This window comes from Bacillota bacterium (assembly GCA_040754675.1).
Taxonomy (GTDB): Bacteria; Bacillota; Limnochordia; order Limnochordales; family Geochordaceae; genus Geochorda.
The window spans coordinates 1-13149 of record JBFMCJ010000056.1 but is presented as its reverse complement, the minus strand read 5'-3'; the positions used below and the strand labels follow the sequence as shown (position 1 = coordinate 13149).

9 protein-coding genes, 2 tRNA genes and 2 pseudogenes are annotated in these 13149 nt (G+C 62.0%); 10 read left to right on the top strand and 3 right to left on the bottom strand.

The genetic code is table 11. The features are described from left to right. The first annotated feature begins 1 nt into the window (after nucleotide 1). Nucleotides 2-322, top strand: a pseudogene (locus tag AB1609_05340) (cobyric acid synthase CobQ). A 157-nt stretch (nucleotides 323-479) separates the two neighbouring features. On the opposite strand, the pseudogene AB1609_05335 reads toward AB1609_05340, so the two are convergent. Next, nucleotides 480-590, bottom strand: a pseudogene (locus tag AB1609_05335) (helix-turn-helix domain-containing protein). Between the two features lie 590 nt (nucleotides 591-1180). Between AB1609_05335 and AB1609_05330 the strand changes: the two are divergent. Further along, nucleotides 1181-1255: transfer RNA gene (locus AB1609_05330), tRNA-Ile, on the top strand. Between the two features lie 113 nt (nucleotides 1256-1368). After that, nucleotides 1369-1443: transfer RNA gene (locus tag AB1609_05325), tRNA-Val, on the top strand. A 99-nt stretch (nucleotides 1444-1542) separates the two neighbouring features. Here AB1609_05325 and AB1609_05320 read toward each other — a convergent pair. Both AB1609_05320 and AB1609_05315 read right to left on the bottom strand, forming a co-directional pair. After that, a complete protein-coding gene (locus AB1609_05320; protein ID MEW6045890.1) occupies nucleotides 1543-2691 on the bottom strand; it encodes a tyrosine-type recombinase/integrase in 1149 nt (382 codons plus the stop codon). 46 nt (nucleotides 2692-2737) lie between these two features. Next, entirely contained in the window at nucleotides 2738-2959 is a 222-nt protein-coding gene (locus tag AB1609_05315) for a helix-turn-helix domain-containing protein (GenBank protein ID MEW6045889.1), read from the bottom strand. A 141-nt stretch (nucleotides 2960-3100) separates the two neighbouring features. Here AB1609_05315 and AB1609_05310 point away from each other — a divergent pair, with 141 nt between their 5' ends. The 7 genes from AB1609_05310 to AB1609_05280 all read left to right on the top strand — a co-directional run. Continuing rightward, nucleotides 3101-3808, top strand: a complete 708-nt coding sequence (locus AB1609_05310; GenBank protein MEW6045888.1) for a hypothetical protein — start codon at nucleotides 3101-3103, stop codon at nucleotides 3806-3808. Between the two features lie 793 nt (nucleotides 3809-4601). Then, on the top strand, nucleotides 4602-7715 hold the full coding sequence (gene cas10d, locus AB1609_05305) for a type I-D CRISPR-associated protein Cas10d/Csc3 (GenBank protein ID MEW6045887.1): 3114 nt from the start codon (nucleotides 4602-4604) through the stop codon (nucleotides 7713-7715). A 28-nt stretch (nucleotides 7716-7743) separates the two neighbouring features. Beyond that, nucleotides 7744-8811 carry a type I-D CRISPR-associated protein Cas7/Csc2 gene (gene cas7d / locus AB1609_05300; GenBank protein MEW6045886.1) on the top strand — a complete coding sequence of 356 codons (1068 nt, stop codon included), beginning with the start codon at nucleotides 7744-7746 and terminating at the stop codon, nucleotides 8809-8811. A gap of 3 nt (nucleotides 8812-8814) precedes the next feature. After that, on the top strand, nucleotides 8815-9576 hold the full coding sequence (cas5d, locus tag AB1609_05295; GenBank protein MEW6045885.1) for a type I-D CRISPR-associated protein Cas5/Csc1: 762 nt from the start codon (nucleotides 8815-8817) through the stop codon (nucleotides 9574-9576). Between the two features lie 46 nt (nucleotides 9577-9622). Further along, nucleotides 9623-11731 carry a type I-D CRISPR-associated helicase Cas3' gene (gene cas3 / locus AB1609_05290; GenBank protein MEW6045884.1) on the top strand — a complete coding sequence of 703 codons (2109 nt, stop codon included), beginning with the start codon at nucleotides 9623-9625 and terminating at the stop codon, nucleotides 11729-11731. A gap of 191 nt (nucleotides 11732-11922) precedes the next feature. Continuing rightward, on the top strand, nucleotides 11923-12912 hold the full coding sequence (cas6, locus tag AB1609_05285) for a CRISPR system precrRNA processing endoribonuclease RAMP protein Cas6 (GenBank protein MEW6045883.1): 990 nt from the start codon (nucleotides 11923-11925) through the stop codon (nucleotides 12910-12912). Between the two features lie 5 nt (nucleotides 12913-12917). After that, the coding region (locus AB1609_05280) for a CRISPR-associated protein Cas4 (protein ID MEW6045882.1) at nucleotides 12918-13149 on the top strand (232 nt) is incomplete at its 3' end.

The window sequence follows — 13149 nt, the reverse complement described above, 5'->3', positions numbered from 1 at the left end:
AATGGGAGGAGGTCGGGGTCTCACGAGGGCAAAGACCTTAATGGTCCAGGGGACGGCATCGTCGGTGGGAAAGAGTTTCCTGGTGGCGGCGCTTTGCAGGATCTTCCGGCAGGACGGGTTTCGGGTGGCGCCGTTCAAAGCCCAGAACATGTCGCTTAACTCCTTCGTCACGCCGGAAGGAGGGGAAATAGGGCGGGCGCAGGCAGTCCAAGCGGAGGCGGCCGGCACCGTCCCCCACGTGGATATGAACCCCGTGCTGCTGAAGCCGGAGGGCTCACGGAGGTGCCAACTCGTCCTCTTGGGGAGGCCTGCATGGTCGCTGGAGGTCGGCGATGAACGCGGCCGAAGGGAGCTCTGGAACGCCATCAGCGGAGCTTTGGAAACGTTGATGGCGCCCGGAACTTCTTGTCGAAGAGCATCTCCCTTACCTGCTGCTCGAAGGGCGCCAGGTTGGGGCTGACCGGCTGGCTCCTCCGCACGTACTTCGGTGGGGCCTCCGATGCCAGCGCCCTGGCCACGGTGTTGCGGGATACGCCAAGCTCTTTTGCGATGGCGCGCTGGCTTAAGTCCTGCGCATGAAGATACCTCAGCTGCCGCTATTCTCCCAAACGCAATAGAAGAGTACGCATACCACACTGCCGGCCCCTAAGACCGTCGAGGAGGCGCGAAATCACTGTAAGGCGGCAGTCCACCGACGCTACCGCGGCCGAGGTGAGGTGGCCATTATGCGGTTCCCGAAGACGCTTGACATCCGCCTCCCTATCGTAACAAGCTTTTCCGCGACGAGGGTCAGGCTTTCGGATTGCATCTCCGGCGCCAAGGCCGTAAAGAGGGCCATTTTGGCCACGGGCTCCGCGGGCGTAAAGCGAGGCCGTTTCCCGGCCCTTGACCGGGGCACCGAAGGCTACGCCGAGCTCTTCAGGCAGATCCTCAGGGAGGGATTCGTTCTCTAAAAACCGACCAGCGAGCGGGCTTTAAATACGCACCGGCACCTGACGGTGCGCTTACTTCAGCCTGCCCAATTTCCAGATCTCAGCGTTACCCAAATTGACCAAAAACAGAAGGGCAAAACTCTATACCCGGATCTTGTTGACACAGACCCGGGGCGCGGCGGGGTTGCGTTGAATGCGAGTCATGATATAATTAGGGTTGCGTGAAGGTCCGGGATTCTCGCGGAGTTGCGCCTGTAGCTCAACGGCAGAGCCACCGACTCATAATCGGGAGGTTGGGGGTTCGAATCCCTCCGGGCGCACCATAAAGTGAAAAGCCCGTTCGCCGTAGAGGTTTCACGGGATGGGCCAAAGCAGGGGAAAGTTTCCTGCTCGAACCGGGGCCCGGCCGACGGCGTCAAGGACAATGACAACGGTTGGGCGCGTGGCTCAGAGGGAGAGCGCTTGACTCACATTCAAGAGGTCGCAGGTTCGATTCCTGCCGCGCCCACCATGGAACTCAGGAGCGCCAAGGGTTTCGCGGCTGTCAGAACGTGGCAGATGGATGATTCGGGACGAGTTGCAAACGGATTGCTAACCTTCGAATCCCGAATCATTTTTGTTTCGAGCCCCCAATTTCTGCGCCAAGCATCTGGTCAACCTTCAGGGCAGCGTCCCTTTGGAGTCCTGGGAGGACGTGGCTGTATACGTCCATCGTGAATGCGGTTGAAGCATGACCTAGTCGTTCGGAAACCACTTTGGGGTTGGCGCCTGACTTAAGCAGTAGGGTGGCGTGCGTATGGCGGAGGTCGTGCAACCGCACTCCGTCAAGGCCTGCCTTTGCAAGAACCCTCTTGAAGTTGCGGTTATAGACGTTCATGGGATCCAAAGGCCTTCCGTCCCTCTGGCAGAAGACCAAGCCATGGTTCAGCCAAGACGAACCGGCTAGGAGGCGCTCCTGCGCCTGCTTCGCCCTGTGACGCCGCAACGCTTCGACGGCGAGAGGGGTGAGCTCCACCGTGCGCCTGGCCCGGGCAGTCTTGGGCTGCTGAAATACGGGCTTGCCGTGGACCCTGACCAGGGACTGCCTGACTTCCAGCGTGGCCCTCTCCAAATCCACGTCTTGCCAGCGCAATCCAAGTAGCTCGCCTTTTCGCATCCCTGTGGTGAGCGCCAGTACCCAAAGAGCCTCCAGCCGTTCCCCCTTGGCGGCTTCCAGGAAGCGCTTAGCTTCTTCCGGCGTAAGAACGCGCATCTCCTTATGCGCTTGCCGCGGCAGCTCCACTGCGTCGCAAACGTTGCGACCGAGGAACCCCCACTTCACAGCCTGGGCGAGGGACTGTCTTAATACGGCGTGGGCGAGTCGTACGGTCCGTGGGGATAGGCCTTGCTCCGTCATCTTGCGATATAGCCCCTGGACGTGCAGCGGCGTCAGGCGGGGGAGAAGGATGTCTCCGAGCTCCGGCATCAGGTGGCGCCTCACCATCACTTCGTAGCCCTCCAGTGTGGTCGGACGCACCGAGGCTGATGCGCAATCACGAAGCCACATGTCGAGGTATTCGGCGACCGTGAGCTTAGATGGCTCGACGTAGGTCCCACGCTCGATTTCGGCCACCATCTCCGCTAGCACCCTCTCAGCGTCCCTCTTGGTCCCCTTCACCGTGACCCACTTCTGCCTTCGCCTGCCGGTCTCAGGGTCCCTCGGAAGCTCAACCACGACGCTCCAAGAGTCCTTGGCCCTTTTCCTTATGTGCCCCCTCATTTTCCTCCCCCTTCCCGAAGGAAAAGGGCCGGGCGGGATTCTAGCGTTATTTCTCCGCCCTCCTGACCCCTTCCTTCCGCCAAGCCCTCTCCGCCATCTCGACCAACGCCTCCCTCGGTATCCGGATGAACCGTCCGACTCTGAAGGACGGGATTTCTCCCCTTCTTACGAGCTCGTACGCGGTGCTTCTCTTGAGCTTGAGCAGGGCGGCCGTTTCCTCCACCGTGAGGAAGGACAACACTTCTTCGGGGCGCATCTTGTCGCTCACCTGCCTTCCCAGGCACGACCACCGTTCCGCGGAATTAGGGCTAGCTTAATTCTAAGGCCTACTGGGGTTGAGGTCAACGAAGAAATTCGCGCTCCGCGGAAGGAGGAACAAAACCCTCCCGTGGGAGAATTCTCCTGAGGGGTGATCGCGGTGATAAGGTGCATGACACTGATAGACTTAGTGAGGATTCTGAGGGGTGACTCCCTGAGAGAGTGTGCGTCCGCGTTGGGGCTTGCCCGCACAACGCTGCTGGCGAACGTAGAAGGTGAGAGGTTTCTCCTTGCCCACGAGGTGAAGGCTTTATCGAAGAAGGTGAGGTCTTACGCCGAGGAGGCGGGGGTTTTCGGGCCAATAGATTCGGCGTTCGTGGAGGGATACGCCTTCGAAGCGAGGCTTAGAGACTCCTTGGGCCGTATGGGGGCGTTTGAGGCGGCGTCATCGTGTGCGGAGAGCATCCTCAAGTCCTACCTGGCTGGCGAGCCTTCGTTCTCAGCTGAGAAGGCCAGGGCCTTCCTCGAAGCGGTGTTCTCCGACGGTCAGTTCCGGGAACTTAGGGAGCCAGCGGACATCTCCTTCGCCGAATACCTCCTATGGCGCCTCAAGGGCAGGATGCGCCGGGAGGACTGGGACTCCAACATCCAGCCGGCGGTGGTCCACCTTTCCCCGGGAGTGGCCTACGATGTCCTTATGTCGCTTGCTCGGAGGACCGCAGTGGTGTTCGAGTGCTCCTCCGGGAGCGCCAGGGTCGAGTGCGAGACCGTCGCGGGAGGAGCGGTCTCATCCGAGTTTGGCTTCGATCCATCCCGTCATGTGAGATATGGCTTTAGGATTCCCGGAGGTACGGGCTGATGGACGGCTTGGGTGGGCGCAAAGCTTATGGCGGCCATACTGAACGAGCCGTGACGAAGCCAAGGGAGCTGCGGAGGATGGTGGTCCGCAAAGCCCATCTTTGCTTTGGGGTAATCTGCGTCTTATTCCCGGTGAAGGAACTGAAAGCCCTACCGTAATCCGTCAACCTCCAAGCAGATTCCAGCGCGCGGCTTCGCTAGACTGTTCGGCTTGGTGGTACAGGGCTGTGGTGGTGAACGAGTTGCACGTCTAAGACTTACACACATTATCCACGTTTCTAAGGACGGCTGCTAATGTTGCTTGCCGGGCGCGGGGCGTCCACCATGTGGGTGTTAGGGTGAACCTTGGCGAGAGGAATTCTGCCAGAAAGCTCGAATGTGTAGAACTGAAACGGAAGGCATATGGCAGAGCAAGCTCTTGCATTATAACGATGCCGAAAGCAGTTTGTAATGCTAGGCAAGAGGCAAGGCAATCGATTAACCTACGACACCGTAGCGAAACTTCTAGAGTTCAATAAATGCCACCTGTCACGTAGCAGGTATAAAGCTCGTTGACGAACTCTTCAACTGCTTGCCTTTTCTGGCGCTGGTCACAATTGCGGTCGCGTAGGTGAGGTGACCCGGTTTCCAGCGCATGCACACCGGAAGTAGCACTAGTGGAAGGTTGACAGGAGGGGACACGCCTCCAATCGATTCTTCGGTAAAGCATCAGTAGTAGGGCTGGAAGATCCGGACGGAAGGCATGACAGTTTGTGTCAGGTCCTTAGGCTGGGCTATAGTTCGTGGTGGAGAGGGTGAGAGGTTTCGGCGTGCGGGTCGACAACAAGAAGGTCATAGAGGATGTCCTGGATGATTATATAGCCCGGATCCTGCCCGCGTTGTACCGGCAGCGGTATCACTTGCGGCTGGCCAAAGGCGGACCGGATTACCCACACCTGCCCGAGCAGTCGCTCCTAGTCCACATTCTCAATGGCGTTTTCGGTCTGACGCGGCTCCTCTGCTGGCTCGTGGACGCCCGCATCCACCCGCGGGGGCTCGACGAGACGATGTTCAGAAGGGTCCTGGCGCTCTACACGATCCATGACCTCCATAAGTTCGGTGGAGACGAGCGCCTGGGCGAATCCGAGTTCAGTATTCCGCTCGACAGGCTTCGCGCCGAGTGGGACGCTCTAGGGCTGGCTGAATTGGCAGGTGAAGTGGACGAACACCTCATGCGTGCGGCCAACGTCAGCCGGCGGAGCCGGCATCAGGGAGACTTGCTGCTGGCCGGTGACGATGCCAGCCGGGCCTGGCTTCTGGTGCGGATCGCTGACGGAATGGCCTCGGCCATCAATCCGCCGGAAGCGGCCTCGTCCCTGGCGGGCTACCTCAAGGCCCTGGTGCCGGAGGTGGCGATGGGGTGGCGGCTCTACTGGCATGAACTCCGGGACGTCAGGGGTGTGCTCACGAACTTGGTCCATAATGCTGTCGCCAGCCGGCTGACCAGCCTGGATTTTTATCCGTTGCTCTACTTCCCAACCGGCACCCTTTATGTAGGACCTAAAGCTCTTGAAGGGTTTGAGAGGACCCCATTCGTTGCTACCCTAGCTGATGACGTCCTGCGCCGCATGGTACCGCCTCAAGAGTTTCAGAAGTCGGCGGCGGCTGAGGGGTTGCGCCGGAAGGAATACGACTTTCAACGGCACGTCTACCTTTTTGCTGATGTGCCGGTGCTCATGGAGATCGTTTGGGAGGAGACGCAGAGGACCAAGCCAGACCCCAGGGTAGTGCCGGGTGACATTGCCCAGATTGGCGAGAAGAAGAGCGCTCCTCCCGGATGGGCTGGGTCCTTCGAGGCCCGATTTGCGGTATCGCTGAAAGAAAGCAGGGAGTTCTTAGGCCGCTGGTCCCTTGTGCGGCGATACCTACTCTATGTGGATACCTTGTTCAAGGCACTGGCCCCGGAGGTCGATCGGATTGGCTGGTACGCAGAGACCTTTCGGCTGCCGCCTGCGGTTACGAATGCCTTGCGCGAGGACCAGCGCCTCTTCGAGAGCGGCGGCGATGGCAAGCACGTGATCATCCCGGCGTATTACTTTCTCAAAGGGGAGGACTTCGTCGCCAGGCCGGCGGAGGCAACCGATGTTCCGAAAGTGCTCGAACTGCTGCATCGACGCGTCTTGGCGGCCCTGGCCCGGGTCGATATCCCATCTGGCCGTCAAGCGGTTGTCGGCGAGCTAGGCTTTCACTCAGATCTCAAGGCTTACCTGGAAGAGAATCTCGTCTTCTCCTGGGCACCGCAAGTCCGTCTTACGGAGGACGCCCTGCAGGACTACGCCGCCCGCAAGAGGAAGGGGCACAGCTCCCGCCTTTGTTCGCTCTGCAACCGCACCAGCGAGCACGTGCAGGCATTGCGGACGAACATACTAGGTGACTTCGGGCGGGTATTTTCCAACCGTGTTCTGCCGGCTCTGGAGGCGCCGGGAGGCAACAGGCCGTGGTGCCCGGTGTGCCACATGGAGTTCATCCTGCGCCAGCTAGCCGGGTTGGGCCTCCCTGCGGGGGCGGACTACGGTACGTCTTACCGCATCTACCTGTTCGTGCTGCCGACCTACTCTTTCACGCCCGAGTACGCCGGGCTTCTGAGCCGCCTGATGCGACCATTGCGGCAAGTAACGGCGCTGCCGGTGCGCGACTACGGAGAGGCCTCTCCAGGTCTGCCGCGCCTGTGGCTGGACCGGCGGGAACTCGACCCGGACTGGGTTGACACTGCGGTTGGTGTTTTCGAACGGGAGGCGGCGCGAATTGCCAGCCACCCCGGCTTTGTGGGCGACCGGTTGATCACAACCGGCGTCTTTCCCCAGCCCAACTACTTTCTTGTCCCCTGGGAGCGTTCCGTGCGCCAGGGAGAGCGGGATGATGCCCGTATCCCGACCCGGACTGAGGCTTGGGCCAAGGCCACGTTCGCGGCGGTGGTGATCGCCAGCCTTACCGGGAGCCGGGTCTATGTGACGGAGCGTCCCTTCCTCCCGCTTTCCGACCCGGACGCCCTCAAGAGCACGGTGACGCTGGACTCACCGCCGCCGGCTATCGCCAAGCTCCTTGGCAACGAACGGGATTCAAAGCTGAAGCACTTGCCGGAAGGGGTCAGCCTCTACGGCGGTGAGAATGGGCGCCGCTCGGGACTGGAGCGCGCTTTGGACCTCTGTGCCGCCGTATGGCAAGTGACCTGTGACGTCCACGCGCCGGGCGCGGCGATGAAGGACAAGCGTGTGGCTGACCGGCTGGGGCTAATCATGTTGCAGCCGCTGTCTGGGGCCTGCTTCTACAAGGAGTACAGCCGCCTCAACGACGGCGCCTCGCCCTTCCCACCCCTGGCGAGGGCCTGCGAGGTGCTGCTGGAACACCTGGGAGGTGAGTGGATGGACCTGGTGACCCGCATCGCCGAAAAGGCGCTGGAGATCCGTCTGCCCTACAGGGAGATAGGGCGGGGTAAGATTCACAGCTACGAACTGGTCTTCCGAGAGGCGGTTGGCGCTGTGCGTGAGGAGTTTGTCAAGATCCCGGAGCTGCGCCGTCTTGCCCTGATCGGCCAGCCGCCGTCGTCAGAAAGCTTGGCCGGGCTGAAGAAACGGGCGGCCGGTAGGCTGTATAAGGCCATGGAGCGCCGCCGTGACGCGAAAAAGTACCAAAATATCATCAACCCCTGGGGTGGGGATCTGAATGCGGTGGTGGGCGAACTGATCGACCTCATCGTGGACGGAGTGTTCCTGGGTCAGGCGGGCGGATCCTTCACCCGCTTCTCCCAAGCGGAGAACGGCTTGGCAGACGGGGTCTACTACTACATCGACCGCGTGTTGCCTCAGAAATGGGAGGCTTACGGCCGGCTCAGGGCGGAGCGCCAGGCAGAAGCGGCCGCGGGGGTTTGATCAATTCAGGTTGTCAGGAGGTGCGCGGATGAGTCTGTCTGGTATCGAAGCGTTGAATGAATACAGGGGGGTTTTTGCGCCCGAAATCCCCCATGCACCGGCGGGGCGGTTTGCCAGCGTGGTGCTGCTGCGGGAGACCAAGTCCTATGCCATCTTCACAACGGAGGGGGGCGAGCAACAAGACACGGAGCGCACTCAGGCGGGGCTGCGCCATTCCGAACCCATCGACCGGCTGGTGATGTTCAAGCGTAAGCAGGTGGCTCCCGAACGCCGCACCGGCAAGGCCCTGATGAGGCAGTACGGCGTCTTTCCTCATGCCGTCGTGAGGAAGGACCGCGAAGTGGTCGAGGTGGTTTACGGTGCGGAGGCTATCGCCGCCGCCCAGGCGCGATACAAGGCCAAGAGCGAGAAGGTCGAAGTGGTTGTGGTCGAGGACTGCTACCTCACTGCTCAGCTCTGTACCCACTGCCCCGACTGCCTGATCTACGGCTATGCGGCGGTGGAAGGAGAGGGGGCGCGCAAGGCGCGGGTGATGACCGATTCCTGCTTCAGCGTCCGGCCGTACCCGCTCATCCAGAAGGGCATCAAATTCAACGTGATCGACGAGCGGGAGCAAACCTCGGGCACCATCACCGAGTTCGACTACACCATGCCGGAGGTTTTCCTGCCCGCCGTGGTCACCACGGTGGACCTGACGCTGGATGAATTTGTCTACGTTCTCGGCAATATCCTGCGCACCACCCGTTACGGCAAGGAGGCGTCGCGCCAGGGCTTCGTCCGCAACCACGTGATGGCCATCTCCTTCTCCGACGTCGAATTGTTCGCCAACCTGGAGCTAACCCAGGCGTTCTACGACGCTTTCGTCGATGGAGGTATGGACCTGGCTGCCGGGGGTTTGTCCAGGCAGGACTTTGAACGCCACCTGCCGGAGGTTTTGAAACGCCTAACCGCCGAGATCAACGGCCGCCTGACCTGGGTGACGGGGGGGAAACTGCAAGCCATACTGGACGAAGTGCGGGCCCTCAATCAGGACGAGGCTTGCTTGTCCCGGTTCCTGAGGGATCTCAACACGCAGGCGGCGAAGTTCGGGGTGTAAGGCATGGACATTTACAGGGCCAGGATCGAGCTGCTGGACTATGTCTTCTTCGCCACAGTGGAGCGGGGCAAGGTCTACGAGACCGGTACTTTCATCCACAACTACGCCTTGGCCTATGCTCTGCGTCTGGTTGCCTCACCGTACGCGCATGAGGTGCAAAAGCCGGACTATGCCGGGGAATTGGCGAGATTGAATGCCTGGGGCCTCTACCTGACGCCGGCTCGTCCGGTGAGGACGCTATACCGGCTGACGCAGTGGAACACTGTCCGGGAGGGCTACGGCATAGGCAAGAAGCCTCAGTCCATCGGCTATCCCGATTGGGGCTTCGCCCGCGTCCTTCGGCCGGGCAGCACCTTTGAGTTCTATGTTCTCATGACCGAGCCGGAAGTCGCTTCCGACCTACCGGTTCTCCGCAGCCTTCGCAGGCAGGGCGTGGTCTACATGCGACTTGGGAAGTTCCTGGGCAAAGCTCGCGTGCGGTTTGCACGAGCCCTTGCCGTGAGGACCGGACGCGGCCCCTTCATGGCGACGCTCATAGAGAAGAGTGGACGGGGTCGTGAAGACCAGGCGGCATCGGACCTGCTCCTCAACTGGCGGGACATTGCCACGGATCCCATAGCATGCGATGTCTACCCGGCGGCGCTGCCCACGCGCCTGATCGCTAACTCGCACTTTGCTGACGGGGACTATTATGTGGCGGAATTCGGAGAAGGTGACCGGGTGGTCCTGCCGGCTGGGATGCGCTTTCTGGCTCGGCTGACCTAGAGATGGGGGCTTAGCGGGAGCGGCGAATGAAAGGGGCTGCTCGAGGTTGATCGAGGTCGAGATCGCCCCGGTGGCTTTCGACCAAGTTGAGGGTGTGCAGTGGCTGCCAGGTCTCCGGCCTTACGGCCACCAGTGGGAGGCCTACCGCCTTATTGCCGCGGCGTTGGAGAGCCGGAACACGGTCTGCCTATTCCTGGTAACACCCACGGGGAGCGGCAAAACGCTGGCCGCTTATGCCTACAGTATTCGAACGGGTGAGCCGGTGATCGGCGCCTACCCGACCAATGAGCTGCTAGCGGACCAGGCACGGGCGCTGGAACCGCTATACCGCCAATCGGGGACTAACAGCCTCCTCCGCGTGGATAGCGAGACACTGGAGCGCTGGCAGGCGGATCTCGAGGTAAAACGGCACGCGGAGACATTGGAGGTGCTTCTCCGGTACGAAAAGATCCTACTAACGAATCCGGACATTCTGTTTTACGTCGCCTTCGGGTTGTATCCGAGCCTCCCAGGTCTGCGGGAGCGCCTCTGGAGCCTCATGGGGAGTTACCGCCTCTTCGTCTTTGACGAGTTCCACCTGTATTCCGTGAAGCAGCAGGCGGAGGTCGCTTTCCTGGCGGGGGCGCTCGAAGCTATAAACCCTGCCCTGGGTCGCGTCATGATTTTCGCCTCCGCGACGCCCGCTCTGGAGATGGTAGGCCTGTTGCGTGATCGCCTCGGCCTGCGGGTGGAAGTGGTCGAGGCGCGGCCGTCCGAAGGTGCGCAAGCCCGGCTGGCTGCTCATCCGGTGACTCTGAAAATCATTTCGGCAGACCTCGACCGCTGGCAAGGGCTCACGGGGCTAGAGGAGGCCTTCGACCAGATCCTTGCTTTCCGAGACGAGCACCCCGAGGCCCGCTATGTGATCATTTTCGACTCGGTGGCGGCCGCGGTCGCTGCTGCTCGCTGTCTCCGGGAGGAGTTCGGTGCCGGGCAGGTGGGGGAGGTGCATGGGCTGAGCAGCCAGGCCATGCGGGGGGAGGCGCTGGCCCAGCGGATTACGGTGGGGACGTCGGCCATCGAGGTGGGCGTGGACTTCAAGGGCGAGTTTGAGAAGGATTGCCTGATCTTCGAGGCCCGGACGGGCAGCAGTTTCCTGCAGCGCTTCGGCCGGTTGGGGCGCCATGAGAAGCGTCTACCCATCCCGAATGTCGCGCTGGCGCTGGTGCCTGGGTACGTGTATCAGTTCTTGGCTGGGCGGTTGGGGCCGAAAGCGGCCGTGACGCGGGACGAGCTGCGTGTCCTTGTGGAAGAGGCCTACCGGGAGCCGGAACAGTTTCGCCGCTATCTCGGCAAGCACGGCTCGGTGCCCATGGCCGAGGCGTCCCAGTTGGTTGCTGGCATGTTCCAGCCTGACGACCGCACGCGCATATGCGAGCGGCTGGGCCGCGTGATCCAAGCTTTGACCGGCGACTCGTGGAGGGTGGCTATGGGCAAGCGGCGAGGGCGGGCCGAGGAAGGCGTCCTAGCTCCTCTGCTGACCTTCCGTGGTACGGGCCTCGAGGCGGCTATACTTGATGTTCGGGGGGACGACCCAGGCTGCCCTGCCAAGCGCTACGACCTCATGTTCCTTCTGCGCCGGGGTGTGTTTGAAGAGATGGACGAGAAGTCCTACCAGGCTGAGTTAGATCGCTTGGCTGATATCCACCTGGAATGGTTAAACGATTTGTCCAGGGAACGGCGCTTTGCACGGGTGATCGGTTCTCGAGAGGATGATTTGCTGGGTGTATACGGTTTTTTCCGGCTGAAGGGCCTGTTGGACGGAGCCCGCCGGGTATGGTTCGAGATCCCTGAGGAAGAACTGCTCGGCAAGCGGGGCCAAGTGGCCGTCTTCGAAGGACTGGAGGTCTGCACCGACCCGCCGTCGCCGACACGGCTTCTCAACCGTACGCTCCGCCGCAAGCGCCTGGTCGCTTGGGTGACCGATGCCCACCCGGCGAGCATTCGCTTTGGCCGCGCCCTCCCGCCACTTTTTGCTGTTTATGAGTTGCGGGCTATCCGATCCGGTGGGGGCCTCAATCCGGCCCCGTGGAGCATTGCGTTCAACCAGAACGCCTTTTTCCTGGACAGTCTCTGGTGGAACTTACGCTGCAGCCCAGACGCGATTATTGTATGAACAAGATGAAGGGGTAGCTGACTCGAAAGGGATCGCAGAACGAGGAGGCGGGCATGTGAGCGTGAAGATGCGTACCTGCTGTTAGGCGGTACAAATGCTTGACCTCGTCCGGGTGCCGCTGATCCTGGCGTGGACATATTGTGAATCTCGTGGTGACAGAGGGCCGTCATTCCGGAAAAAGGAGATGTGCCATGCTCGATCAGAATAAGGAAGGCGTCTTCCGTCTTTACTCCTGCGTTGCCTTCCTTACCGCCGAGGAGCCAGCCACCCTGCCGGCGACCCAGGGGCACCACGCTCACGCTGCCTTCCTCGAGCTGGTCCGCGGGGTCGATCCCAAGCTTGCGGCGTGGCTCCACGACGCCCACGGCCGGAAGCCGTTCACCGTCAGCCCCCTGTGCGGGCTGCCGGAGGCGCGCCACGGGCAGGTGCAGGTCGCGGCCGGGTGGACGTGCTGGCTCCGCTTCACCTTTCTGGCCCAGCCGGTCTTCGACACCTTCCTGGCCGCCTTGCTCCGGGGGGCGGCGCAGCCGCGCATCCGGCTTGGAACCGGGTCGTTCCTCGTCACGGAGGCGCGGTGCACTCCTGGCAGCCATCCCTGGGCCGGCTGGACGACGGCGGATGCCCTGGCGGCGAAGATGGGGCGGCCTGGACTGCCCGGCGCGGTGAACACCCAGGACGCGGGGGAGGTGGCCGGTGGACCTACCACCTTTACCTTCGAGCTGGCCTCGCCTACGGCGTGGAGCCTGGGCGGCTACCGGGGCCGCCGGATCGAAGTGCTGCCAACGCCGATCCTCTTCTTCGGCAGCCTCATCTCGTCCTGGAACGCCTGGTTCGGTGACCGCCTCGGTCGCATCGGACCCGAGCTGCGCGATTACCTGGCCGAGGCCGTGGTGGTCGGCCGGATGGACCTTGAGACGCGCATGTATCATTATCAAGACCACCTGCAGGTAGGTACCGTCGGGCGGGTGACCTACCGGCTGCTGGATCGGCCTGCTACGGCCGAGGCCGGGATCCTCGACGCGCTGGCTGATTTCGCCTTCTACGCCGGGGTGGGGTACCGGACCACCATGGGCATGGGCCAGGTCCGCCGCCTGCCGGACGAAACGGGCTGCCTGCCGGACAAAGCAGGGCCAGCGTTGCGAATCGCCCGCACGACGCGGGTGTCTGCCTCCACGGGGTGACGCCGATGACCGTGGACGACGCGGCCGAGTACCTGCCCGTTTCCATGCTGAACCAGTGGGCGTACTGCCCCCGACGGTTCTACTATATGTACGTCCTGGGCGAGCTGGACGTCAACGCTCCGGTCCTGGAGGGGATGCTCCAGCACGAGCGGGTGCACGAGGCCTGTGTGGAGAGGGAGGGGGAAACCCGCATTCATCGGCGGGTCTACGTGTGGTCGGACCGCCTGGGGGTGGCTG